Origin of the sequence: Roseateles sp., assembly GCF_965262435.1 — a bacterium.
Lineage (GTDB): Bacteria > Pseudomonadota > Gammaproteobacteria > Burkholderiales > Burkholderiaceae_C > Paucibacter_A.
The window spans coordinates 2,546,083-2,569,938 of the sequence record NZ_OZ253537.1 but is presented as its reverse complement, the minus strand read 5'-3'; the positions used below and the strand labels follow the sequence as shown (position 1 = coordinate 2,569,938).

The 23,856-nt window shown below is 64.4% G+C and carries 19 protein-coding genes; 5 read left to right on the top strand and 14 right to left on the bottom strand.

From position 1 onward, the window contains the following. Nucleotides 1-53 precede the first annotated feature (53 nt). The 7 genes from ACQY39_RS11005 to ACQY39_RS10975 form a co-directional block, all read right to left on the bottom strand. Nucleotides 54-1,028 carry a helix-turn-helix domain-containing protein gene (locus ACQY39_RS11005; RefSeq protein WP_428506151.1) on the bottom strand — a complete coding sequence of 325 codons (975 nt, stop codon included), beginning with the start codon at nucleotides 1,026-1,028 and terminating at the stop codon, nucleotides 54-56. 13 nt (nucleotides 1,029-1,041) lie between these two features. Continuing rightward, the gene (gene pilW, locus ACQY39_RS11000) at nucleotides 1,042-1,809 is read right to left on the bottom strand and encodes a type IV pilus biogenesis/stability protein PilW (protein WP_428506149.1); all 768 of its coding nucleotides are present in this window, start codon (nucleotides 1,807-1,809) and stop codon (nucleotides 1,042-1,044) included. Between the two features lie 98 nt (nucleotides 1,810-1,907). Further along, nucleotides 1,908-3,023: a 23S rRNA (adenine(2503)-C(2))-methyltransferase RlmN gene (gene rlmN, locus ACQY39_RS10995; RefSeq protein WP_428506147.1), complete on the bottom strand. Its 1,116-nt coding sequence runs from the start codon at nucleotides 3,021-3,023 to the stop codon at nucleotides 1,908-1,910. A 150-nt stretch (nucleotides 3,024-3,173) separates the two neighbouring features. Next, nucleotides 3,174-3,599, bottom strand: a complete 426-nt coding sequence (gene ndk / locus ACQY39_RS10990; RefSeq protein ID WP_263519522.1) for a nucleoside-diphosphate kinase — start codon at nucleotides 3,597-3,599, stop codon at nucleotides 3,174-3,176. 119 nt (nucleotides 3,600-3,718) lie between these two features. Continuing rightward, entirely contained in the window at nucleotides 3,719-5,932 is a 2,214-nt protein-coding gene (locus ACQY39_RS10985; RefSeq protein ID WP_428506144.1) for a pseudouridine synthase, read from the bottom strand. Beyond that, the gene (gene scpB / locus ACQY39_RS10980) at nucleotides 5,929-6,663 is read right to left on the bottom strand and encodes an SMC-Scp complex subunit ScpB (protein ID WP_428506142.1); all 735 of its coding nucleotides are present in this window, start codon (nucleotides 6,661-6,663) and stop codon (nucleotides 5,929-5,931) included. The genes ACQY39_RS10985 and scpB overlap by 4 nt, the downstream gene beginning before the upstream one ends. A 330-nt stretch (nucleotides 6,664-6,993) precedes the next feature. Continuing rightward, the gene (locus ACQY39_RS10975) at nucleotides 6,994-8,034 is read right to left on the bottom strand and encodes an RluA family pseudouridine synthase (RefSeq protein ID WP_428506140.1); all 1,041 of its coding nucleotides are present in this window, start codon (nucleotides 8,032-8,034) and stop codon (nucleotides 6,994-6,996) included. Between the two features lie 148 nt (nucleotides 8,035-8,182). On the opposite strand from ACQY39_RS10975, the gene ACQY39_RS10970 reads away from it, so the two are divergent. Continuing rightward, a complete protein-coding gene (locus ACQY39_RS10970; protein ID WP_428506138.1) occupies nucleotides 8,183-8,995 on the top strand; it encodes an outer membrane protein assembly factor BamD in 813 nt (270 codons plus the stop codon). A 64-nt stretch (nucleotides 8,996-9,059) separates the two neighbouring features. Here the strand turns inward: ACQY39_RS10970 and ACQY39_RS10965 are convergent, their stop codons facing one another. Next, complete coding sequence (locus ACQY39_RS10965) at nucleotides 9,060-11,120, bottom strand: ATP-dependent DNA helicase (RefSeq protein ID WP_428506136.1); 2,061 nt, start codon at nucleotides 11,118-11,120, stop codon at nucleotides 9,060-9,062. A gap of 147 nt (nucleotides 11,121-11,267) precedes the next feature. Continuing rightward, the gene (locus ACQY39_RS10960; RefSeq protein ID WP_263519513.1) at nucleotides 11,268-11,471 is read right to left on the bottom strand and encodes a YdcH family protein; all 204 of its coding nucleotides are present in this window, start codon (nucleotides 11,469-11,471) and stop codon (nucleotides 11,268-11,270) included. Between the two features lie 51 nt (nucleotides 11,472-11,522). Here ACQY39_RS10960 and ACQY39_RS10955 point away from each other — a divergent pair, with 51 nt between their 5' ends. Continuing rightward, on the top strand, nucleotides 11,523-12,290 hold the full coding sequence (locus tag ACQY39_RS10955; RefSeq protein ID WP_428506134.1) for a PP2C family protein-serine/threonine phosphatase: 768 nt from the start codon (nucleotides 11,523-11,525) through the stop codon (nucleotides 12,288-12,290). A 36-nt stretch (nucleotides 12,291-12,326) separates the two neighbouring features. Here the strand turns inward: ACQY39_RS10955 and ACQY39_RS10950 are convergent, their stop codons facing one another. The 5 genes from ACQY39_RS10950 to ACQY39_RS10930 form a co-directional block, all read right to left on the bottom strand. Continuing rightward, nucleotides 12,327-13,022 carry a hypothetical protein gene (locus tag ACQY39_RS10950; RefSeq protein ID WP_428506132.1) on the bottom strand — a complete coding sequence of 232 codons (696 nt, stop codon included), beginning with the start codon at nucleotides 13,020-13,022 and terminating at the stop codon, nucleotides 12,327-12,329. Further along, nucleotides 13,019-14,119, bottom strand: a complete 1,101-nt coding sequence (gene zapE / locus ACQY39_RS10945) for a cell division protein ZapE (protein ID WP_428506130.1) — start codon at nucleotides 14,117-14,119, stop codon at nucleotides 13,019-13,021. The genes ACQY39_RS10950 and zapE overlap by 4 nt, the downstream gene beginning before the upstream one ends. An 82-nt stretch (nucleotides 14,120-14,201) precedes the next feature. Continuing rightward, nucleotides 14,202-15,623 (bottom strand): dihydrolipoyl dehydrogenase, encoded by a 1,422-nt coding sequence (lpdA, locus tag ACQY39_RS10940; RefSeq protein ID WP_428506128.1) that lies wholly within the window; start codon nucleotides 15,621-15,623, stop codon nucleotides 14,202-14,204. Nucleotides 15,624-15,781: 158 nt separating this feature from the next. Further along, nucleotides 15,782-17,041, bottom strand: a complete 1,260-nt coding sequence (odhB, locus tag ACQY39_RS10935; RefSeq protein ID WP_428506126.1) for a 2-oxoglutarate dehydrogenase complex dihydrolipoyllysine-residue succinyltransferase — start codon at nucleotides 17,039-17,041, stop codon at nucleotides 15,782-15,784. A gap of 119 nt (nucleotides 17,042-17,160) precedes the next feature. Then, a complete protein-coding gene (locus ACQY39_RS10930; RefSeq protein ID WP_428506124.1) occupies nucleotides 17,161-20,016 on the bottom strand; it encodes a 2-oxoglutarate dehydrogenase E1 component in 2,856 nt (951 codons plus the stop codon). Between the two features lie 456 nt (nucleotides 20,017-20,472). On the opposite strand from ACQY39_RS10930, the gene ACQY39_RS10925 reads away from it, so the two are divergent. The 3 genes from ACQY39_RS10925 (at nucleotide 20,473) to ACQY39_RS10915 (ending at nucleotide 23,424) form a co-directional block, all read left to right on the top strand. Then, the gene (locus ACQY39_RS10925) at nucleotides 20,473-21,315 is read left to right on the top strand and encodes an isopenicillin N synthase family dioxygenase (RefSeq protein WP_428506122.1); all 843 of its coding nucleotides are present in this window, start codon (nucleotides 20,473-20,475) and stop codon (nucleotides 21,313-21,315) included. A gap of 25 nt (nucleotides 21,316-21,340) precedes the next feature. After that, on the top strand, nucleotides 21,341-21,730 hold the full coding sequence (locus ACQY39_RS10920; RefSeq protein ID WP_428506120.1) for a hypothetical protein: 390 nt from the start codon (nucleotides 21,341-21,343) through the stop codon (nucleotides 21,728-21,730). Between the two features lie 143 nt (nucleotides 21,731-21,873). Next, nucleotides 21,874-23,424 carry an ABC transporter substrate-binding protein gene (locus ACQY39_RS10915; RefSeq protein ID WP_428510784.1) on the top strand — a complete coding sequence of 517 codons (1,551 nt, stop codon included), beginning with the start codon at nucleotides 21,874-21,876 and terminating at the stop codon, nucleotides 23,422-23,424. Nucleotides 23,425-23,856: the final 432 nt, after the last annotated feature.

Genomic DNA, 23,856 nt, shown 5'->3' with positions numbered 1-23,856 from the left:
TTTGCTGTTCATGCCGGCCACACGCCACCGGCGCGGGCTTCGATCAGTTCATTTCAATTGAGTTCCAAGCGGGCCACGTTGTCCCTGGAGCGGCCGAGCAAATCGACCGGTTCGCCACGCAGGATGAGCTCGGTGCCCGAGACATTGCCCACTCGCACCCGCAGCGGCGGCAGCCCCTGCAGGGTCTGGGCATCACCGGGGCGCAGCAGCTTGGAGAGCAAGGTTCGCCCTGAAGCATCGACCACCTCGACCCAGGACTCCGAACTCACCTTGACTTGCAGCGGCACCGATCCAGGCGCCGGCGCTGCGGCGGGCACAGCTTCGGCCGTCGCGACCACCGGGCGGGTCAGCGCGGCGGCGCCAAGCAGCGGTGCCGGCGAAGGAGATGGCGCAGCGCTGAGCGCAGCTGACAGTGGCACAGCACTGGCGGCCGGCGGCAGGAGCATGGCCGCCGTCGGCGCGGAGGCGGGCAAGCTGACGGCCGAAGCCGCCTGTTGCGCGGCCTCGGGTACGGCAGACGGCATCAGGGTCGGCGTGGCTTCGACAGGCTCAGCAGCACCGCTGCCAGCACTTCCAGCGCTCGGCAACCAGCCCGCGGGCATCAGATAAACAGCCGCAGCCGCTGCCAGCAGCAAGGCCGGCCCCCAGACCACCGGGCGCTGCAGCAGCGCCAAGGAGAAACCTGCGCCGCCCGATACGTGGTCGCGAAATGGCTGGTTGAGGCCGCGCGACATGGTCAGCTCACGGTCTTCGCTGCTCGGCAACAAGGCCAGCACTGGTGCTGCGTCGACATTGAGCACCCGACAGATCGCCTTGGCCAGGGCGCGGACAAAGGTGGTGTCCGGCAGGTCTTGCCAGCGGTCGGCCTCCAGTGCCTCCAGCTTGGCCTGCGGCACCTTGAGCATGGCCGCCAAAGCAACGATATGCAGGCCGCGCTGCTGGCGCGCCTCGCGCAGCCAGGCACCGGCGGTCTGGCGCGGCGCGGCCGCGCCAGAGCCAGGCCCGGCCTCGCTCAGGATCGAAGACATGCGTTCTCCCTCTTCACTCATCGAAGCGCCCGTTGTTGAAGGCCTGCAGTTCTGGCGACTGCGGATGGCGGCGGCGCAGCAATTGGCTGAGCTGTTCCACGCCACTCTGATTGTTCATGCGTCGTTCAATGCGCAGCGCCAGCCACAGGGTCTGGGCATTGCTCTGCTCGGACTGGGCATTGACGCGATTGATGTAAAAGCGGGCTCGCTCGAACTGCTGGTTGCGGTACAGCACTTCCGCCAGATTGACAGCCACGGCCGGATTGGCGGGGTCAAACTCGAAGGCCTTGACCAGGCTGGCTTCGGCGTCGGCCAAGCGGCCCGCACGCGCCTCACAGACGCCCTTGGCCAGGTAGGTGCGCGCCGGCGCGCGGTAGCTGGGCGACGCCAAGGCCTGGTCGAATCGGATGTTCGCCTCGGCCCATCGCTGCTGCTGGCAAAAGAGCCAGCCATAGTTGTGCAGGGTGTCCGGGTCTTGCGGGTAGAGCGTCAGGGCGCGGCGGAAGTTCTCGTCAGCCAATTGGGGCTCGCCCATGGCAGCATAGACCAGGCCGCGCAAATTGATGGCCTCGCGCATGTCCGGCTTGACGGCCAGGGCTTGCTTGATCTCGTCCAGCGCCGTGTTGTACTGACCGCGCGCGAAATAGCCGGCAGCCAGCTCCAGGCGAACGCCGGCCCGGCGGTCGGCATCGGTCTGGTCAGAATCGGTACGCGGCCCGGAGCTGCTGGGCGCCGGCGCCGCACAAGCAGCCAGTACCAGCACCAAGCCCGCCAACAGCATGCGGGACCCGGACCTCAGCATCAGAGACCCAAAACCTGTGTCATCAGTTTTTTTCATCGGGCTGTTGTCTTCACCAGGGCTTCGAAATTGAACGGCAATCAGGGAGAGCTCGCGCCTTTTACCACCACCGGCGCACGCACCATGCGAATGTGGGCCTGGGTGCGGTCCTGCACCTCGCCGGCCAACTGACCACAGGCGGCGTCGATGTCGTCGCCGCGCGTCTTACGCACCGTCGTCACCAAGCCTGCGTTGAGCAGCACCTCGGCAAAGGCTTTGACGCGCTCATTCGAGCTGCGCAGCAAGCCGGAAGCAGGGAACGGGTTGAACGGAATCAGATTGATCTTGCAAGACACATGGCCGCGCAGCAGCTTGACCAGGGCCTGCGCCTGCTCGGGCGTGTCGTTGACGCCATCCAGCATGCAGTATTCGAAGGTGATGAAGTCGCGCGGCGCCTTGTCCAGGTAGCGATTGCAAGCGTCCAGCAACTCGGCAATCGGGTACTTCTTGTTCAGCGGCACGAGCTGGTCGCGCAGCGGATCGGTCGGTGCGTGCAGGGACACCGCCAGCGCCACCGGGCAGTCATCGCGCAGGCGGTCGATCATGGGCACCACGCCCGAGGTCGAGACTGTCACACGACGGCGCGACAGGCCATAGCCATGGTCGTCCAGCATCATGCGCAAGGCTGGCACCAAGGCGTTGTAGTTCTGCAGAGGCTCGCCCATGCCCATCATCACCACATTGGAAATGATGCGTTCATCACGACCCAGATCGCGACGCAACTGGTGCTCGGCATACCAGAGCTGGGCGATGATTTCCCAGGTCTCAAGGTTGCGGCTGAAGCCCTGGTGGCCGGTCGAGCAGAAACGGCAGCCGACCGCACAGCCAGCCTGGCTGGACACGCACAGCGTGCCGCGATCGCTCTCGGGGATGTAGACGGCTTCCACGGCATTGCCGGCGCCGACGTCAAACAACCATTTGACCGTGCCGTCCGAGGAGCGGTGTTCAGAAATCACCGGCAGCGCCTGAATATGCGCCCGGGTGGCCAGTTTGTCGCGCAGCGACTTGGCCAGGTCGGTCATCTGAGTGAAGTCAGACGCACCTTTTTGATGGATCCAGCGGAACAGCTGGGTGGCGCGAAAGCGCTTTTCCCCCAGCTGCTCGCAGTACGCAGCCAGGCCTTCCAGATCGAATCCAAGCAGGTTGACCGCGTCCATGATCTTGCCTCTATCTCTTGTCGTCAGGGCGGATGCCGCAAGGGCGCCGCCCTGGTTTGCAAAAACCGCCGCAAGCCCGAAGGCCGGCAGGCGGTTCACAGCTCAAACTCACAGCCTCCAGGCTGCCAGCACAAGAGGCGTCAGACCGAATTAACGGCTGTAGACATTCATGCCGGGGAAGAAGAACGCCACTTCAGCGGCGGCCGTCTCGGCGGCGTCAGAGCCGTGCACGGCGTTGGCGTCGATGCTGTCGGCGAAGTCAGCACGGATGGTGCCCTTCTCGGCCTTCTTCGGGTCGGTGGCGCCCATCAGGTCGCGGTGCTTCAGGATGGCGTTCTCGCCTTCCAGAGCCGAGATCACGACCGGACCGGAGATCATGAAGTTCACCAGGTCGTTGAAGAAAGGACGTGCCTTGTGCACGGCGTAGAAAGCTTCGGCTTCGCCGCGCGACAGATGGGTCATCTTGGCCGCAACGATCTTCAGGCCTGCGCCTTCAAAACGGGCATAGATCTGGCCGATCACGTTCTTGGCGACGGCATCGGGCTTGATGATGGAAAGGGTACGTTCGATCGCCATGGTATTTCTCCTGAAATCTAAGGGCTTGGCAAAACCCGCGATTGTACTGTGTGCCGGTGTCAGCGCTGTTTCAGTGGCCGCCGGAGCGACCACCGAAATGCGCCTTGCGGCACGGCAAATCAGCGCTTGCGACCACCGAAGCCGCCGCCACTGCGGCCACCACCGCCGCTGCTGCTGCCCTGCCCGCCTTGGCCACCGCGGCCGCCGCCGCCGCGCCCGGTGCGACGCACAAAGGCATCGGCACCGATATAGCCCACCGAGGTCTGCATGGGATCGGGTTGACGCGGGCCGTCACCGCCTTGACCACCACGGCCGCCACGGCCCTGGCCGCCACGCGGCTCCTGGCTGCTGCTGCCGCCGGCACCAAAGCCCTGCGGGAAACCACGGCCCTTGTTGCCCGCAAAACGGCGGTCAAAGGTCTGCTCCAGCGGGTTGATGTTGCGCGGAATCACGTCGTCAAAATCATCATCGCCACGGTCCAGGTCGCGATCGCGGCTGGGGGCCGCTTCCTGGTTGCGCGGACGCTCGCGATCGGGCCCGCGCTCATTGCGCTCCGGACCGCGTGGCTCGGGCGCCCGACTGGGGCGCGGGCCAACGCCAGCATGGCGACCATCGGCACGGCGGCCGCGCGAACGGTCGGCATTGCGATCAGGGCCGGCACCGCGCTCAGCGCCGCGCTCGCCACCACGCTCAGCACCGCGCTCATTGCCGCGATCACCGCCGCGGTCATTGGCGCGCGGAGCACGCTCCTGACGTTCACCACGCGGCTCGCCTCGATCGTCGCGACCACGCGCCTGCGGCTCACCACCGGCCAGGCGGCGGATGACACGCACATCCTCTTCGCCCAGCTCAATCCAGACGCAGCGCTTCAGGCCACGCGGCAAGACCACGGTGCCATAGCGGATGCGGATCAGGCGGCTGACGGTCAGGCCGACGGTGTCGAACAGCTTGCGCACTTCCCGGTTGCGGCCTTCGGTGATGACCACACGGTACCAGTGGTTCACACCCTCGCCGCCGCCATCCTCGATGCTCTTGAAGGCTGCCTTCTGACCTTCAACGATGACGCCATCCAGCAGGCGCGCCTTTTGATCGGGCGTCAGCGTGCCCAGCACGCGCACCGCGTACTCGCGCTCCACGCCGAAGCGCGGGTGCATCAGCTGGTTGGCCAACTCACCGGAATTGGTGAACAGCAACAGACCTTCGGTGTTGATATCCAGGCGACCAACCGACTGCCACTTGCCTTGCTGCAAACGCGGCAGATGGCGGAACACAGTCGGGCGACCTTCAGGATCGTTGAAGGTGACGACTTCACCCGCCGGCTTGTGATAAGCCAGGATGCGCGGCGCCGGCGGCGAGATGCGCACACGAATCGGCTTGCCAGCCACACGAACCTGATCGCCAAATGAAATGCGCTGGCCGATATGGGCCACCTCGCCGTTCACCTCGATCTTGCCGTCGGCGATCATGTCTTCGATGTCGCGACGCGAGCCAATGCCAGCCTGGGCCAGCACTTTCTGCAGCTTGGGCGCGTCGGGCTCGGCGGCCAGCACGCGCTTGGTGTCAACCTCTTCCTCGTCGGCTGCTACGGCGGCCTCGGGGACATCGTCCTCGCCGCCATCAAACTCACCCGCCAGCACTTCAGCAAAGCGCTCACCGACGGCTGCCAAAACCTCAGGTGCGGGCGCCACCGCCTGCACCGCAACACGGACCGGACGCTCGGCACCCTCGCCTGCCGGCGCGCCCTCGACACCATCGACGCGATTGGGTCGGTCCTTGCGACCGCGGCGACGGTTGCGATTGCGGCCACCGCGCTCGCCGGCCTCGCCAGATTCGGCGTCGTCACCCGCAGAACCACCTTCAGCCGATTCAACCGAGTCGGCCGACGCCGACGACGCCACCGTTTGCTGGGACTCAATCTCGGGTGCCAGTGTGAACACCGGCTTGCGCTCGGCCGGCGCCGGCGCGACGGCGGCATCACCCTCTGGCCGGGCCTGCACCGCCTTGGCAGCAGCCGTCTTGCGCGGGGCTCGGCGCTTGGGGGCTTCAGCGTCGCTCGGCACCTCGGCAAGCACCGGCTCCGCGGCGATCACAGCGACCTCCGCCTCAGCGGCAGGCTTCTTGGCGGCCGTCTTGCGCGGGGCACGCGGCTTCACCGGCGCGGCTTCCGCCGCCGGCTCCACGGCCGCAGCAGGCGCACCGGCCTCGGCCGTCGCAGTCACCGCCGCCACCTTGGGCTTGGCCGGAGCGCGCTTGCGCTTGGGCGCAGCGGCTTCACCGCCTTCGGCAGCTTGGGTACTGGAGTCGGCTTGGGGATCGGTTTCGTTGGAATTCATGCGTCGGGTTGCACCGGTTCGGCGGCGTCAGTCTGAGGGTCCGGCAAGGCCGGAACGGATGCGCCGATATCGTTGCCGATAGGCGCGGAACTTGGTTCTGCTGGCAGATCCACAGCGGGTTCTGCCGATTCTTTTTCACTCACATCTTCGGAAGCTGGCTCACCTTCCAGCAACTGGCCTTGCAGCCCGGCCACTTCGGCCAAGGCCGCAGTTGGCAGTTGCCCGGCATCGAGCTCAGGCAGTTGCTCCAGGCTGTTCAAACCCAGATCGTCGAGAAACTGCTGGGTCGTCGCATACAAGGCCGGTCGCCCAGGCGCTTCGCGATGACCGATCACATCAATCCAAGCCCGATCTTCGAGCTGCTTGACGATCTGTGTGGAGACCACCACACCGCGAATATCCTCAATATCACCCCGCGTCACAGGCTGCCGGTAGGCAATGATGGCCAGGGTCTCCATCACGGCCCGCGAATAGCGCTGCGGCTTTTCGGGGTGCATTCGATCCAGGAACTCACGCATCTCGGGCCGACTTTGAAAACGCCAGCCACTCGCCACAGCCACCAACTCGACGCCCCGGCCCTCCCAATCACGGGACAACTCATCCAGCACCATGCGCAAGGTATCCGGGCCGACCGCGTCGACAAACAAGCTGCGCATTTCGCGCAGCGTCAAAGGCTGCTGGGCGCAAATCAGCGCGGTCTCGAGGACGCGCTTAGCATCCTGTGTGTTCATTGACTTTCGTCATCATTCCCGTTTCGTGCGGGTGTTTACTTGTCCCGACCTTGCTGGGTCGGGCGCTTGGCTTCAAGCCATGCCAGTTGCGCATTGACACTCGGGCCAGGGAGGCAGCGCCGGGTCGGCATTGCGTCCATTCCAACTGTCAGACAAGAGGCGGGCTGGGTTTGTGGCCGGGGGCTGGGCGGCGTCTGCATCGACATCGGCACGACATCGACCCTGAACCCGCGGCACCACCGCACCGAGCTTGAGACACGCGACGCGGGCCAGGGACTGCCACCCGCGTTTCATATGCTGCGTCATCAACTATTCGCGATTGTAGCGCCCTCAATCGAAGATCGGCGGCAAGCTCAGCGGCGGCAGATCCAGTTGTTCCCAAGCCGCAGCCAAATCGGCCGGCAAGCCCGCCTCAAACTGCAAGGCGACACCGCTGACAGGGTGGGCGAAAGAGAGCCGTGCGGCATGGAGCGCCTGACGCGTCAGCCCCAGGGCCGGGACGCCTCCATAAAGCGCATCGGCGACCAGAGGGTAGCCCTTGTAAGCCAAGTGAACCCGGATCTGGTGGGTGCGGCCGCTGTGCAACACACAGTGCACAGCGCTGATGCTGCGCACCCCCTGCTCACCCATGCCCAGCAGATAGACATCGGTGCGCGAGGGTTTGCCGGTGGCCAGCACCGCCATCTTGATGCGCGAGATCAAGTCACGACGCAGCGGCGCGTCCACGGTCATTTCCTCAGGCACCCGGCCGTAGGCCAGGGCCACATACTCGCGGTGCACCTCGCGCGCCGCGATCATTCGGGTCAGCGCCGTCACGGCTTCACGGCTCTTTCCCACCATCATCAGGCCGCTGGTGTCCTTGTCCAGGCGGTGGACGATGCCAGCACGAGGCAGCGAGGCTGCGGCCGGGTGGTAGGCCAGCAAACCGTTCATGACGGTACCGGTCCAGTTGCCGGACGCGGGATGAACCACCATGCCCGCCGCCTTGTTGAGCACGAGCAGGTGCTCATCCTCATAGACGATGTCCAGGGGCAAGACTTCGGCCCGGAAGGCCCTGCTCTCTTCCGTGGGCTGCAACTCGACCCGCACGCGCTGCCCAGCCTGCAGCTTGCGCGACGCGCTGGGCGCCGGTTGGCCGTTGATGCTGACGCAGCCCCGCTCAATCAGGCTTTGCAGGTGGTTGCGCGAAAACTCGGGCGCCAGGTCCACCATCCAGCGATCCAGGCGTTGGCCATGCCAGCCGGCATCCACCAAAGCTTCGCGGACCTCGACGGTCTCGTCTGCCGCTACCGCGGGGTCTTGTTCGCCGTCCCATTCATCGTCGCCATCCACGGGCGCGAGGGTCGGACTTGCAGGCAGAGCCTGAACCATATAATCGTTGCTCCGTCTTCAGCTGAGGGCCGGTGATGAGCACCGCCCTGTAGGGATCATGATCGAAAATTGCGTGGAGCGCCGCCTGGCGCGGGCATCAAACGGCTTGCCAGCCCAATCGCTCCAAGAGCAGCGCCAAGAGGCTTCAGTGGCGGGATTTCCCCGGACTGTGGCTTGGCGTTCGGGCCTGATCGCGGCCCTCGCCCTGGCCCTGGCAGCCTGTTCATCGGCCCCCAAGGACGACCCGAATTCTCAGGCCAGTCTGGACAAATTGTACTCAGAGGCCAAGGACGACCTGAGTTCCGGCAGTTACGACCGCGCCATCAAGAGCCTGGAACGCATCGAAGGCCGGGCCGCAGGCACGGTGGTGGCCCAGCAAGCCCAACTCGATCTGGCCTGGGCCTTTCACAAGAGTGGCGAGCGCGCTCAAGCGGTCAGCACCTTGGACCGCTTCATCAAGCTCAACCCGTCCAGCCCGGCCATGGACTACGCGCTCTACATGAAGGGCCTGGTCAATTTCAATGAAGACCTGGGCCTGTTCGGCCGCCTGGCCAGCCAGGACATTTCCGAACGCGACCAGCAAGCTTCACGCGATGCCATGCTGGCGTTCAAGCAGCTCATCGACCAGTTCCCGAATTCCAAGTATTCGGCCGAGGCACGCATCCGGGTTGACTACATCACCAACACGCTGGCGGTGTATGAAGTCCATGTGGCCCGCTACTACTTCAACCGCGGCGCCTACCTGGCGGCAGCGAACCGCGCCCAGCAGGCCGTGCAGGAATTCCAACGCGCCCCGGCCGCCGAGGAAGCCCTGTTCATCCTCGCCCAGAGCTATGACAAGCTGGACTTGCCCGCCTTGCGAGACGACGCGACCCGCGTGCTCAAGCAGAGCTTCCCGGCCAGCCCATACCTGAGCGGCGACTATGACGGCGGCAAGAAAGCCTGGTGGCGCTTCTGGTGACACGCCGGCCACACAGCCTGCATCACCGAACATCGAACGCGTGCCAAGGCACGCGTTTTTCATTTCAGACCGGCAGACGCTCGACGGCCAGCTGAGCCAGCCAGGCCAGTGCCTGGCCTTCATCGTTCAAGGGCGTCATGGGCGGTAGAGCCGCACGCAAACGGCGACCGTAGTTCATGCCAGCCATGCGCGGGTCGCACACCACCAGCAACCCGCGGTCTTGCTCGGTACGAATCAAGCGGCCGGCACCCTGCTTGAGGGAAATGGCGGCCTCGGCGATGAAGTACTCCGAGAAGGCATTGCGCCCGGCCGCCTCCAGCCGCTGCACCCGCGCTTCGACCAAGGGGTCATTGGGGGGCGGAAACGGCAGCTTGTCGATCAGCACGCATTGCAGCTTGTCACCGGGCACGTCAATGCCCTCCCAGAAACTCGCCGAACCGACCAGCACAGCGCTGGGGCTGTCGAGGAACTGCTGCAGCAGCAAACGCTTGGGCGCTGCGCCCTGTTGCAACACGGCGATCGCATCGCCGCCGGCCTCGAACTCGGCGCGCAGGCCGTCGCCAATGATTTGCAGCGCGCGCAGGGTGGTGGTCAGCACAAAGGTGCGCCCACCGAGCGCGCGGGCGCAGCGCGCGGCCATGGCGGCGACCTGGGGTGCATGGTCGGGTTCATTCGGCTTGGGGAAGCCACGCGGCACATAGAGCCGCGCATTTTCGGCGTAATTGAAGGGGCTGCCGACGCGCAGCACGGTGGCCTGCTCGAGGCCAGCCGGCTCGGTGAACCAGCTCAAACGCTCGTCTTCACCGAGGGTGGCGGACGTGAAGATCCAAGCCTTTGGGGGCCCCTGGAGCTGCTCCTGCATGGCTTCCCGGATGTCCAGCGGCGACTGCACCAAGCGCGCCTGATGCGGGCTCAAGTCGATCCAGCGCACATCACCGGGCTCGGGCTCCTGCGCAAAGGTCTCGGCCAGCTCGCGCAAGGCCACAGCGCGCTCGTGCAGCCTGAGGAAGTCAGGCGAAAGCTCGGTCACGGTGGCCAAGCATTCAATCGCCTGCTCGGCCGCCGCCGCCACTTCGTCCAATGCCGCGTCAAAACCGGGCCGTCCGGCACGCTCTTTCCAGCTCAGCTTGAGCATGCCGCGCACTTCACGCCCGGCGGTGGCCAAGGGACCAGCGCAGACCAGGCGCAGCTCGCGCGCAGCCAGCTCCATGCGCGCCTGCAAAGCCTGCCAGTCCTGCAAGCCGCGGGCCTGCGCCAGACCCAGGCCGAGCAGATCGCGGCCGAAGTCCAGCAGCTGCGAGCTGCCCAGCAAGGTGCCGAGAAACTGCACGCCCGCCTCGGCCAGCTGATGCGCCTCGTCAAAGACGGCAAGATCGACGCTGGGTAGCAGTTCGGCGACCCCGCTGTCGCGCAGCGTCACGTCGGCAAAGAAGAGGTGGTGATTCACCACCACCACATCCGCCTCCATGGCCTCGCGCCGCGCCTTGACGACAAAACAGGACTTGAACTCCGGGCACTCCGAACCCAGGCAGTTGTCGCGGGTGGAGCTGACCAATGGGATCACGGGTGAACGCTCGTCCAGCCCATCCATCTCAGCCAGATCGCCGCTTGATGTGCCCTGCGCCCAGCGCTCCACCCGTGCCAAGGCCATGACCGCGCGGCGATCCGGCAGCTCGGCGCTGTGGCGCGCCTGATTCATGCGGTGCAGGCAGAGATAGCTGCCCCGCCCCTTAAGCAGGGCTATGCGAACCGGCACTTGCAGGGACTGACACAGGCGCGGCAGATCGCGCATATACAGCTGGTCCTGCAAATTCTTGGTCGCCGTGCTGATCAGCGCACGCCCGCCGCTGAGCAGGGCAGGCACCAGGTAGGCGAAGGTCTTGCCGACCCCCGTGCCTGCCTCCACCACCAGGGTTTCGCGCCGGGCAATTGCCTGCGCCACGGCCTGTGCCATGGCCAGCTGCTGTTCGCGTGGCGCGTAGCCAGGGTCACTGCGCGACAAAGGGCCTCCGACATCGAAGGCCGCCACCACCCATTGCTCAAGTTCGCTGGCCTGCAGAGTCGGCGCCACGTCCAGAGCTGCCACAAAGTCCGCGTCCAGCTCACCGGCAGGAGCTTCGTCCATGACGGGCCATTCGGGCGGCATGCTGGCATTGTCGGAAGGAAGATCAGCAGCGGTCACATCAGTTCAGCGCGCAGGCTGTCTCGCTAGATTCAAAGTGGAGGCCACGCCCTCGCGGCCGGCAGAAAGCGCTGAAGGCGCAAACACCGATCAGGCGAGCTCGTCCGGACCGCTGGCCATTTCCAGCCGCGAGATCAGGTCACGCAGCTGTAAACGTCGCTTCTTGAGCCGCCGCAAACTGAGCTCATCCAGTGGCAACTCCAGCGCGACACGATCAATCAACACATCCAGATCGCCATGTTCGATGCGCAGTTCGATCAAGCGGCGCGACTGAGAGTGAAGTTGTTCATCCATGAGGGCTTTGCCCGGGCGAAGTGGCGCAGTTTAACGTTTATAGTTTTCGGCATGACGCGCACTCCTCCAGGCTTTCGCCTGAGCGCGGCCACCGGCATTCATCGCGGCGACCGCCTGTACCAGCAAGATCAGGTTCAAGTCCTGACCCATGCCCGCCTGAGCGGCTGTCTGTTGGCCGTGGTGGCCGACGGCATGGGCGGCAAGAGCGGCGGGCGCAAGGCCTCCGACCAAGTCATGCTGACGGCCCAGCAACTGTTCGAACGCTTTTCACCCGAAAGCGAAATGCCGCAGACGCTGCTGGACCAGTTGGTGGCCGAAGCCCATCTGATGATCAAGCTGACCGCCTTGTCCGCGGAAGAAGAGCCGCACAGCACCGTGGCCGCGTTTTTGATCGGGCCGGACCGGCATTGCCACTGGATCCATTCGGGCGATTCGCGCATCTACCATTACCGCGGGCCCAATCTGGTCAAGCGGACCATGGACCACTCCTATGTGCAGCGCCTGGTCGATGAGGGCCAGATCAGCGAAGCCGAAGCCAGCAGCCATCCGCAGTCCAATCTGCTGACCGGCTGCCTGGGCACGGTGGCAGAGCCCACCATCAGCACCCACACGATTGAAAACCTGGTCGCAGGCGACACCTTGATGTGCTGCAGCGATGGCCTATGGCATTACTTCAGCGCCAATGAGATCGGCACCGTGCTGCACAGTCTGCCGCCCCGGGAAGCCGCCGAACTGCTGATCAGCAAAGCTCGTCAACGGGCACGCGGAGGCGGTGACAACCTCTCCTTGGCGATCACCAAGTTTGAGCCCTTGAGCTGAGGCAGCGCGAGGCTTCTTTCGGCTGTTGCGCCTTTTTCAGCGCGCCCCGCTGGCCGGCGCCGACGCGGCCCGCAATGCAGCGATCTCCGCAGCGCTGGGCACCGGCAAAGGAGGCGCCAGCGCTTTCTTGCGCTGCTCCTGGCGCTGCTTCACATCCCGCTGATGCGCCTGCAAGATGCGCTCTTGCTCGGCTCGCTGTGAGGCGTGCCGTTTTGCCGTCTGTTCTGCTTGCTGCTGCTTGAGCTGCGCACCAGCCCCTGGCGACGCTTTACCCAGCTTTCGAACCGCCGCCGATGCGGCCGCCGGCGGCACGGTAGGCGCTTCGGGCCGCAGAAGCGCCTGGCTGTGTCGCTCAGTTTCTTCCGAGGCGAACTCCTGCTGACGCTGAAGCACGCGTTCACGCTGCGCTTGCGCACGCGCCCGGCGCAACTGGGCTTCGATCTCATCCTCGCGCTGCTTCAGGGGTCGCAGCTGCGCCTGGTGCTGCAAGCGCAGCTGCTCGATGCAATCATTGACCGCAAACTTCCGCTGGCAGTCGGCAACGCCGAGGAGGTAGTTGGACTCGAGCTGACGCTGCGACTGCTTGAGCCGGCGCAGCTCCAACTGCTCGGCAGCGGCGTCCTTCGAAGCAGGCTCCGCGACCTGCGCCAGCGACATGCCCTGCGCGCAGACCAGCGCCAGCATCAAAGCCAAGGCCGGCATCACACCACCGAAGCGAAACGGGGCCCTCATGTCAGCGAGGTATCCACATCACGCCGGGCCAGGGACAGGTACTCCTGCGACTGCATCTCTTGCAGGCGCGAAACCGTGCGCGGGAACTCATGGGCCAGCGGGCCGTCGGCATATAGCTGCTCGGGCGGCACGGCGGCCGAGATCACCAGCTTGACGCGGCGGTCGTACAGCACATCGACCAGCCAGGTGAAGCGTCGTGCCTCACTGGCCAGACGCGGTGGCATCTCCGGCACATTGGAGAGGATCAGGGTGTGGAACTGGGTGGCCAGCTCCAGATAGTCGTTCTGCGAGCGCGGACCACCGCAGAGCTGGGCAAAGTCGAACCAGACCACGCCACCGGCGCGGCGCCGGGCGCGGATCTGGCGCTGCTCAATCTGCAGACGCGGGTCTTCCTCGCGGGCCTCGGCCAGCGCTTCGAAGGTGGCGGTCAGTGCAGCTTCGGCGTCATCGCCCAGCGGCTGGTGGTAGAGCTGGGCCTGGTCCAGGGTGCGGCGGCGGTAGTCAAAGCCGTTGTCGACGTTGATGACCTCCAGCTTGTCCTTGAGCAGCTCGATGGCCGGCAGGATGCGATCGCGGTGCAGGCCGTTCGGGTAGAGGCCATCGGGGTGGAAGTTGGAGGTGGTGACGATGGACACGCGGTTGCGGAACAGCGAGTCCAGCAGGCGATAGAGGATCATCGCGTCGGTCACGTCCGAGACATGGAACTCGTCAAAACAAATCAGGCGGAAACGCTTGGCGATGCGTTTACCGAGCTCCTCCAGCGGATCGGGAATGCCCTTGAGTTCCAGCAGCTCGCGGTGCACCTCGCGCATGAACTCGTGGAAGTGCAGCCGGGTCTTGCGCGTCAGCGGCACGGCCTGGAAGAAGCAGTCCATCAGAAAACTCTTGCCCCGCCCCACCCCGCCGAACATGTACACGCCGCGCGGCAGCGGCGGGCGCACCAGCAGCTTGGTCACGGCATTGCTGCGCCGCGCCTTGTAGTCGGCCCATTCGTCCTGGCAGCGCTGCAGCGCCGCCACGGCGCGCAGCTGCGCGGGGTCGGCGGTGTAGCCGCGCTCGGCCAGGGTTTGCTGATAAAGCTCGGTAACGCGGGTCATGAGAGAAACACTACAACCTTCTTCGAGATGGACCAAGGGGCGACCACGGCCGCCCCTTGTTGCTTGAGAAATCCGACCGGAATCAGAAGTTCAACGTGCGCTTGTCCACGGCCAGGGCCGCTTCCTTGGTGGCTTCGCTCAAGCTCGGGTGGGCATGGCAGATGCGGGCGATGTCCTCGGCCGAAGCCTTGAACTCCATCGCGACCACGGCTTCCGAGATCAGCTCGGAGGCCATCGGCCCGATGATGTGCACGCCCAGGATTTCGTCGGTCTTGGCATCAGCCAGGAACTTGACGAAGCCGTTGGTGTCACCCAGCGCGCGTGCGCGGCCATTGGCCAGGAAGGGGAACTGACCGGCCTTGTACTCGACACCGTCGGCCTTGAGCTGCTGCTCGGTGCGGCCGACCCAGGCGATCTCGGGGCTGGTGTAGATGACCCAGGGGATGGTGTTGAAGTTGACATGGCCATGCTGGCCAGCAATGCGCTCGGCCACAGCCACGCCTTCTTCTTCGGCCTTGTGCGCCAGCATCGGGCCACGAACCACATCGCCGACCGCCCAGACATTGGGCAGATTGGTCTTGCAGTCGCCGTCCACCTCGATGGCCCCACGCTCGTCCAACTTCAGGCCGACAGCCTCGGCATTCAAACCGATGGTGTTGGGCACGCGGCCGATCGAGATGATCAGCTTGTCGACGGCCAGAGTCTGGGCGGTGCCCTTGGCATCGGTGTAGGCCACCGTCACGCCATCCTTGCTCTTGGCGACTTCGCCAATCTTCACGCCCAGCTCGATCTTCAGGCCCTGCTTCTTGAACAGCTTGGCGGCTTCCTTGGCGACCGATTCATCGACCGCGCCGAGGAAGGTCGGCAGGCCTTCCAGCACGGTGACTTCCGCACCCAGGCGGCGCCAGACTGAGCCCATTTCCAGGCCGATCACGCCGGAGCCGATCACGCCCAGCTTCTTCGGCACTTCAGCGATGCGAAGGGCCCCGTCGTTGGACAGGATCAGCTCTTCGTCAAACGCCGCGCCGGGCAGCTGGCGGGCATTGGAGCCGGTGGCCAGCACCACATGCTTGGCCAGCACGACTTCGTCGCCGGCCTTGACTTCATACAAGCCATCCTTTGCCGCCATGAAGGAGCCGCGGCCGTGGAAGAACGTGACCTTGTTCTTCTTGAACAGGTAGAGGATGCCGTCGTTGTTCTGCTTCACGACGGTGTCCTTGCGACCGATCATCTTCTTGATGTCGATGCGCACGTTGTCCGCCGAGATGCCGTGGTCGGCAAAGTGGTGGTTGGCGTGCTCGAAGTGCTCGCTCGATTGCAGCAGGGCCTTGGACGGGATGCAGCCGACATTGGTGCAAGTGCCGCCAGGCGCCGGGCCGCCCTTCTCGTTCTTCCACTCGTCGATGCAAGCGGTGTTGAAGCCCAGCTGGGCGGCACGGATGGCGGCGATGTAGCCGCCAGGGCCGCCACCGATGACGACGACGTCGAATTGTTTGGTGCTCATTTGATTTCCTTCCAACGCAAACCCCGCAGCAGCGGGGCGTAGCGAGCGGCTTCAGGGCAAGGCGCGGGTGCCGAGGCACCGGAACGTAGCGGCGCTACGTGAGGATGCCGAGGACGGGCCCCGCAACGCCGCCATGAAGCCGCGCAGTAGCCCTAGGCTCAGATGTCGAACAACAGACGGGCAGGATCCTCGAGGGCTTCCTTCATGGTCACCAAGCCCAGCACCGCTTCGCGGCCGTCAATGATGCGGTGGTCATACGACATGGCCAGATAGTTGATCGGGCGCACCACCACTTGACCGTTTTCAACGACGGCGCGGTCCTTGGTCGCATGCACGCCCAGGATGGCCGACTGAGGCGGGTTGATGATGGGGGTCGACAGCATGGAGCCGAAGGTGCCGCCGTTGGAGATCGAGAAGGTACCGCCGGTCAGGTCGTCCAGCGAGATCTTGCCTTCCTTGGCCTTCTGGCCGAACTCGGCAATCTTCTTCTCGATGTCGGCAAAGCTCAGCTGGTCGGCATTGCGGATGATGGGCACCACCAAGCCCCGCGGCGAACCGACAGCGATGCCGATGTCGAAGTAGCCGTGGTAAACGATGTCATTGCCATCGACCGAGGCGTTCAGCACCGGGTACTTCTTCAGGGCGGCAACCGCGGCCTTGACGAAGAAGCTCATGAAGCCCAGCTTGACGCCGTGCTCCTTCTCGAACTTTTCTTGGAACTTCTTGCGCATCTCCATCACGGGCGCCATGTTCACTTCGTTGAACGTGGTCAGGATGGCGTTGGTCGATTGCGATTGCAGCAAACGCTCGGCCACGCGGGCGCGCAGACGGGTCATGGGCACACGCTGCTCGGGGCGATCGCCCAAATTCAGGGCAGCCGGTGCAGCCACGGCCGGCAGCGGCTTGGCCACAGACGGAGCGGCGGCCACGGACACCGGAGCGGCCACAGCGGCGGGCTTGGCGCCAGCGGCCAGGGCGTCGCCCTTGGTCACGCGGCCGTCCTTGCCGGAGCCGGCCACATCGGTGGCCGACAGGCCCTTCTCGGCCAGGATCTTGGCGGCGGCCGGCATGGCCACATCACCCTTGGCACCGCCGGTGGCGGCGGCCGGGGCAGCAGCAGCCGGAGCAGCGGCGGCCACCACGGCCTTCACTTCCAGCGGGCTGACTTGTGCCGTGCCATCGGTGTCGATGCGGGCGATGACCTCTTCGCTGACCACGCTCTCACCGTCGTTCTTGACGATCTGGGCCATCACACCGGCGCTCGGCGCGGGCACTTCGAGCACGACTTTGTCGGTCTCGATTTCCACCAAGATTTCATCGATGGCGACGGCTTCACCGGGCTTCTTCTTCCAGGTCAGCAGTGTGCCTTCGGCGACGGATTCGGACAGCTGGGGGACTTTGACTTCAACGATTGCCATGATCTGTATTCTTTCAACGTGTTCGCGGAGCTGAGGCGCCGTCTTGCGGCGGCATCAACAACAACATCAAGGGCGGCAAAAAGCGGGCGCTGTCTTGGCAGACGCCCGCTCGGCCCTTCTTACTTGGTGAGGATGAAACCCTTGAGCTTGCCGAAGGCCTGATCCAGCAGGGACTTCTGTTGCTCCTGATGCAAGTGCGCATAGCCACAAGCCGGCGAGGCCGAGGCGGGACGACCCGCATAGCCCAGCTTCTGACCGTCAGCCATGTTCTCGTGCACATAGTGCTGCACGAAGAACCAGGCGCCTTGGTTCTGGGGCTCGTCCTGGCACCAGACCAACTCGGTCGCACCGGGATACTTCTTGATCTCGGCGGCGAAGGCCTTGTGCGGGAAGGGGTAGAGCTGCTCGACGCGGATGATGGCCACGTCGGTGGACTTCTTTTCCTCGCGCTTGCGCACCAGGTCGTAATAGACCTTGCCCGAGCAGACGATCACGCGCTTGACCTTGTCGGCACTGATCGACGCAGACTGCTCACCAATCACCGTGCGGAACTCACCCTTGGTGAATTCACTCAGCTCGGAAGTCGCATCTTTGGCGCGCAGCAAGGACTTCGGCGTCATGATCACCAAAGGCTTGCGGAACATGCGCAGCATCTGACGACGCAGGACGTGGAAGATCTGACTGGCCGTGGTCGGCTGGACGATCTGCATATTGTTGTCCGCGGCCAGCTGCATGAAGCGCTCCAGGCGCGCAGAGCTGTGCTCGGGGCCTTGGCCTTCATAGCCGTGCGGCAGCATCATCACCAAGCCGTTGGCCCGGCCCCACTTCACTTCACCGGAGGCGATGAACTGGTCGATCACCACCTGGGCGCCGTTGACGAAGTCGCCAAACTGAGCTTCCCAGATCGTCAGCGAGTTGGGCTCGGCGGCGGCATAGCCGTACTCGAAGCCCAAGACCGCCTCTTCGCTGAGGATGGAGTCGATCACCACGAAAGGAGCTTGTCCTTCGGCCACGTTCTGCAGCGGGATGTAGGCACCCTCATCCCAGTTGCTGCGGTTCTGGTCGTGAATGACCGAGTGGCGGTGGGTGAATGTGCCGCGGCCCGCGTCTTCGCCCGACAGGCGGATCGGGTAGCCGCTGGCCACCAGGGAGGCGAAGGCCATGCTCTCGCCCATGCCCCAGTCCACATTGATCTCACCCCGGCCCATGGCCGCGCGATCGGCATAGAGCTTCTGCACCAAGTTGTGAGCGACCAGGTCCTTGGGCAACGTGGTCAGCTTGTCAGCCAAGCGTTTCCACTCGGACACCGGCAAGGCGGTATCGCAGCTGTCGGTCCACTTCTTGCCGAGGAAAGGTGACCAGTCGGTGGCGTACTTGCTCTTGAAGTTGGTCAGCACCGGATCCACGGTGTGGCGGCCTTCGTCCATGGCGGCACGGTAGGCCTTCACCATCTGATCAGCACCGGCAGCATCGACCACGTTCTGTGCGGCCAGCTTGTCGGCGTAGACCTTGCGGGTACCCGGGTGGACCGCGATCTTTTTGTACATCAAGGGCTGGGTCAGCGAGGGGGTGTCCTGCTCGTTGTGGCCCAGCTTGCGGTAGCAGACGATGTCCAGCACCACGTCCTTGCGGAACTCAGCGCGGTAGTCCATGGCCAGTTGCATGGCCCACACCACCGCTTCCGGATCGTCGCCGTTGACGTGCAGCACCGGCGCTTCGATCATCTTGACGACGTCGGTGCAATAGGCCGTGGAACGCAGGTCACGCGGATCGCTGGTCGTGAAACCGATCTGGTTGTTGATGACGATGTGCACCGTGCCGCCGGTGCCGTAGCCACGGGTCTGGGCCATGCACAAGGTTTCCTGCACCACGCCCTGACCACCGAAGGCCGCATCGCCGTGCACCAGCACCGGCAAGACTTGACTGCCGTTCTTGTCACCACGGCGCTCCTGGCGGGCACGCACGCTGCCCTCGACCACCGGATTGACGATTTCCAGGTGCGAAGGGTTGAAGGACAGCGACAGGTGGACCGGACCGCCCTTGGTGCTCACATCGGAGCTGAAGCCTTGGTGGTACTTCACGTCACCAGCCGGCAGGTCTTCGGCCGCCTTGTGCTCGAACTCGGCGAACAGGTCGGCGGGCATCTTGCCCAGCGTATTGACCAGCACGTTCAGACGACCGCGGTGGGCCATGCCGATCACGATTTCCTGCACGCCACGCTGACCGGCGCGCTGGATCAGCTCGTCCATGGCGGCGATGAAGCTTTCCCCACCTTCCAGCGAGAAGCGTTTCTGGCCCACGTACTTGGTGTGCAGATAGCGCTCCAAGCCTTCGGCCGCCGTCAGGCGATCCAGGATGTGGCGCTTTTCTTCGGCGGTGAAAGTCGGCTTGCCGCGGGCCTTCTCCAGGCGCTCTTGCCACCAGCGCTTTTCGCCGGGATCGGTGCAGTGCATGAACTCGGAACCGACCGAACTGCAGTAGGTTTCGCGCAGCGCCTGCACGATTTGACGCAGGCTCATCGTCTCGCCACCAAAGTAGGTGTTGGAGGCCGAGAAGCTGATGTCCATATCGGACTCGGTCAGGTCGTAGAACGCCGGATCGAGTTCGGGAATCTTGGGGCGCTCTGCGCGCTTGAGCGGGTCGAGCTCGGCCCAGCGGTTGCCCAGAAAACGGTAAGCGGCGATCAGGCTCTGCACATGCACTTGCTTGTGCGCAACGGCCAGATCGGCGCTCGAGGCCTTGGCGGCAAAGGCGTTGGCCTTGGCGCGCTGAGCGAAGGATTCGATCACCGGCGCATGCGGAACATCGCGTCCTTCGCCGCCATCGGTGGCGGGCACATGCTGTAGCGCGTCAAAGTACGCACGCCAGTTGTCAGGCACGGAGCCCGGGTTGTCGAGGTAAGCCTCGTACATCTCTTCGACATAGGGCGCATTGCCCCCGAACAGGTATGAATTGGACCTGTATTGCTGCATCATCTTCGCTCACCTCTAGCCCCGGCTTCCAGGGATTTGGCTGGTTGATAAACCTTCCGCGACACGGCTCGACCGGTTGGCGGATTGCGACCCACCTTCGCTGTTGCCAGGAAAAGGGACGGGAAGGACCTGAAGTCTCAAGGGCGCGACTTTAACACCCTTGATTTCCTTCCACCCCCGAATTACGCGGGAGTTACCGCAACCGCCAAGCTCGCAGACCTTCGGCTGTATCGGCCACCCCACGCCGAAGTTGAGGCTTTGTGCACGGATTTCGCTCGCCCGCAGCGAACGCTTGCCCTTCCCCGCTTTCACAAGAAACCCGGCAGCCGTTGGCAACACACGGCTATGCTCGAAAAGCAAACGTTTGCGAATCATTCTCGATTGGCGCTAGACTCAACCCTGCGCGCCGCGGCCCCGCGATTGAATGGCACGGCGTCGGGACAAAGTTCAGGAGATCCCATGCAAGTTCGCGTCGTTGACTACCAGGCGGCCGATGCGGCCGAAGCCTTCACTCGTTCCCTGCACGAAACTGGTTTCGGTGTGCTGGTCAACCACCCCATCCAGCAAACGCTGGTCGAGAAGATCTACGCCGATTGGCTGGCCTTCTTCAACACCGAAGAAAAACACCAATTCGCCTTTTCCAAGGAAAAGCAGGACGGCTATTTCTCGACCGAAATTTCCGAGACGGCCAAAGGCGCAAGCCAGAAGGACATCAAGGAGTATTTCCATATCTACCCCTGGGGTCGTGTGCCGGCCTCACTGAAGGCCGATGCCGACACCTACTACGCCCAGGCCAACACCCTGGCGCAGGAACTGTTGGGCTGGGTGGAGCGCTACACGCCGCCAGAGATTGCCCAGCGCTACAGCGAACCGCTCTCGCACATGATCCAGGACAGCCAGCAAACCCTGCTGCGTGTGCTGCGCTACCCGCCCCTGACTGGCCAAGAACCGGCCGGTTCAATCCGCGCCGCGGCCCATGGCGACATCAATCTGCTGACCATCCTGCCCGCAGCCAACGAGCCGGGCCTGCAGGTGCAAGACATGAACGGCAACTGGATCGATGTGCCCTGCGACTTCGGCATGCTGATCATCAATATCGGCGACATGCTGCAGGAAGCTTCACGCGGCTACTACCCCTCGACCCAGCACCGCGTGGTCAACCCCACGGGCGACGGCGCCAAGAAGAGCCGCATCTCCCTGCCCCTGTTCCTACATCCGCGCAACGAGGTGGTGCTGAGCGAGCGGTACACCGCCCACAGCTATCTGCAGGAGCGCCTGCGCGAACTGGGCGTCAAGGCCTGAGACCGGGCGGCGCCACAATCGCGCCATGCCCGGCCCCTCCATCATCGAGATCCACCCCGAAGCGCCGCCCAAGCCGGCGTTGGGGCAGCCCTGCAATGGCTGCGGGCTGTGCTGCCTGAGCGAGCCCTGCCCGGTCGGCATGCTGATCAGCCGACGTCGTGTGGGGCGCTGCGACGCGCTGCGCTGGTGCGCTGAAACGCAGCGCTATGTCTGCGGCATGTTGAGCACGCCCTGGCGCCATCTGGGCGCTGTTCGCCCCTGGGCACACGATGCGGCCAGCCGCCGCAACCGACTGCTGGCACGGCTTTGCCGGCGTTGGATCGCCGCAGGCATCGGTTGCGATGCCGATCTCGAAGCCCAGAGCGCCCCGACATCCGGGCAAGCCACTACGAAAAAGCCCAAACAGCAGGGCTAGCATGCGCGCTGAAACCGGCCCACCGCCATCCCGTGTGGGCCGCGCTCGAAACTCGACAGGAGTATTCCTTGAAGCACGCATACAAGCCTCTGATCCAGCGCAGCACCTCGGCGCTGTTCGGCAGTTCCGCCCTGACCCTGGCCATGGCCTTCAGCGGCCTGATGAGTCTGCATAACGCCACCCAGGCCGCACCGCTGCGCTGGGCCGCCCAGAATGACATCCAGACTCTGGACCCACATTCGCAGAACCACTCGACCACCACCAACATCACCGGTTATGCCTACGAAGGCCTGACCCGCTACAACGAGAAATTCCAGCCCGAGCCCTCCCTGGCCAGCAAGTGGACGCAGATCAGCCCGACGCAGATCCGCTTCGAACTGCGCCGCGGCGTCAAGTTCCATGACGGCACGCCCTTCACGGCGGACGATGTGGTCTTTTCCCTGGCTCGCATTCGCCAGCCGCAGGCCAATATGCAGATCTTCGTCAGCGGCATCAAGGAGGCGAAGAAGATCGACGACCACACCGTCGACCTGCTGCTCGACGGCCCCAACCCGGTGCTACTGCGCAACCTGACCAACTTCCGCATCATGAGCAAGGCGTGGGCGGAGAAGAACAAGTCGGTCAACCCGCAGGACTACAAGGCCAAGGAAGACACCTTTGCTTCGCGCAATGCCATGGGCACTGGCCCCTACCGCATCACTGCGTGGCAGCCCGACCAACGCATCAGCATGGTGGCCAACAAGGACTGGTGGGACACGAACAAGGGCAATGTCACCGAGATCAGCTATTTGCCAATCAAGAGCGATGCCACCCGCGTGGCCGCCCTGCTCTCCGGCGACGTCGACCTGCTGACCGACCTGCCCACCCAAGACGTCGCCAAGCTCAAGGCCGACCCCAAGCTCAAGGTCCTGGACGGCCCCGAGAATCGCACCGTCTTCTTCGCCATGGACGAGAGCAGCGACGAGCTGCGAGGCTCCAACATCAAGGGCAAGAACCCCTTCAAAGACCGCCGCGTGCGCGAAGCCCTGAACCTGGCCATCGACCGCGAAGCGATCCGCCGCAGCCTGATGCGCGGGCTGTCGGTACCGGCTGCCATCATGGTGGCGCCCGGCGTCAACGGTCACACGCCCGACATCGACCAGCCGCTCAAGGCCGACATTGAGAAAGCCAAGAAACTGCTGGCCGAAGCCGGCTATGCCGATGGCTTCGAGGTGCCGCTGAACTGCCCGAATGATCGCTACGTCAACGACGAAGAAATCTGCCAGGCCGCGGTGGCCATGTGGGCCAAGATCGGCGTCAAGGCCAAGCTCAGTGCCCAGCCCATGTCACAGCACTCGGTGCTGCTGCAGAAATACGAATCGCCCTTCTACCTCTACGGCTGGGGCGTGCCGACCTTTGACGGCCAGTACACGCTGCAAGACATCGTCCACACCAAGACCTCGGGCGTGGACGGCAAGGGCAATTATTCGCGGGTCAGCGATGCCAAGATCGACCAGTTGGTCCAGGCCATGAAGACAGAGAACGACGTGGCCAAGCGCAACAGCATGATCCGCGAAGCGCTGCTACGGGTGCGCGACGAGTACCTCTTCATCCCGGTCCACCACCAAGTCCGCCCCTGGGCCATGCGCAGCAATGTGGACACCGTGCACCGCGCGGACGACAAACCCGAAGCGCGCTTCACGACGCTGAAGTAGAGAGGCAACAACGCCATGCATCATGAAAAAGCCACCCCTCGAGGTGGCTTTTTTGCTTAATCAGCGATGCAGCGAGCAACACCTATCGGCACATAGCAGCCTTCTTGTTCTCCCTCGTGAGGCCCTGCAGTCCGGGCCGCCGCCGGGCTCATGGTTCCGGGGTCGGCCCTGTCGGGCCGACTGCCTTGCGCTGCTCACGCCTCGGGGCTGGCGCATAACTCTCTTCACTCACTGCGTTCGTTTCGTTCAGACAGACGCGCCAAGTCAGAGCTTGAAGCGCGCGGGTACGCGCGCGCCCCGAGCCGCTGCGCTGCTCAGCCCTTCACAAATCGCCCAGCGGCGGCCCGAACTGCAGGGCGCTTGCATCGCGATCGATGTGCCCCTCGACGGTGGAGCACGCCACATTCGAAGGTGGCTCGGCCCGACGACGGG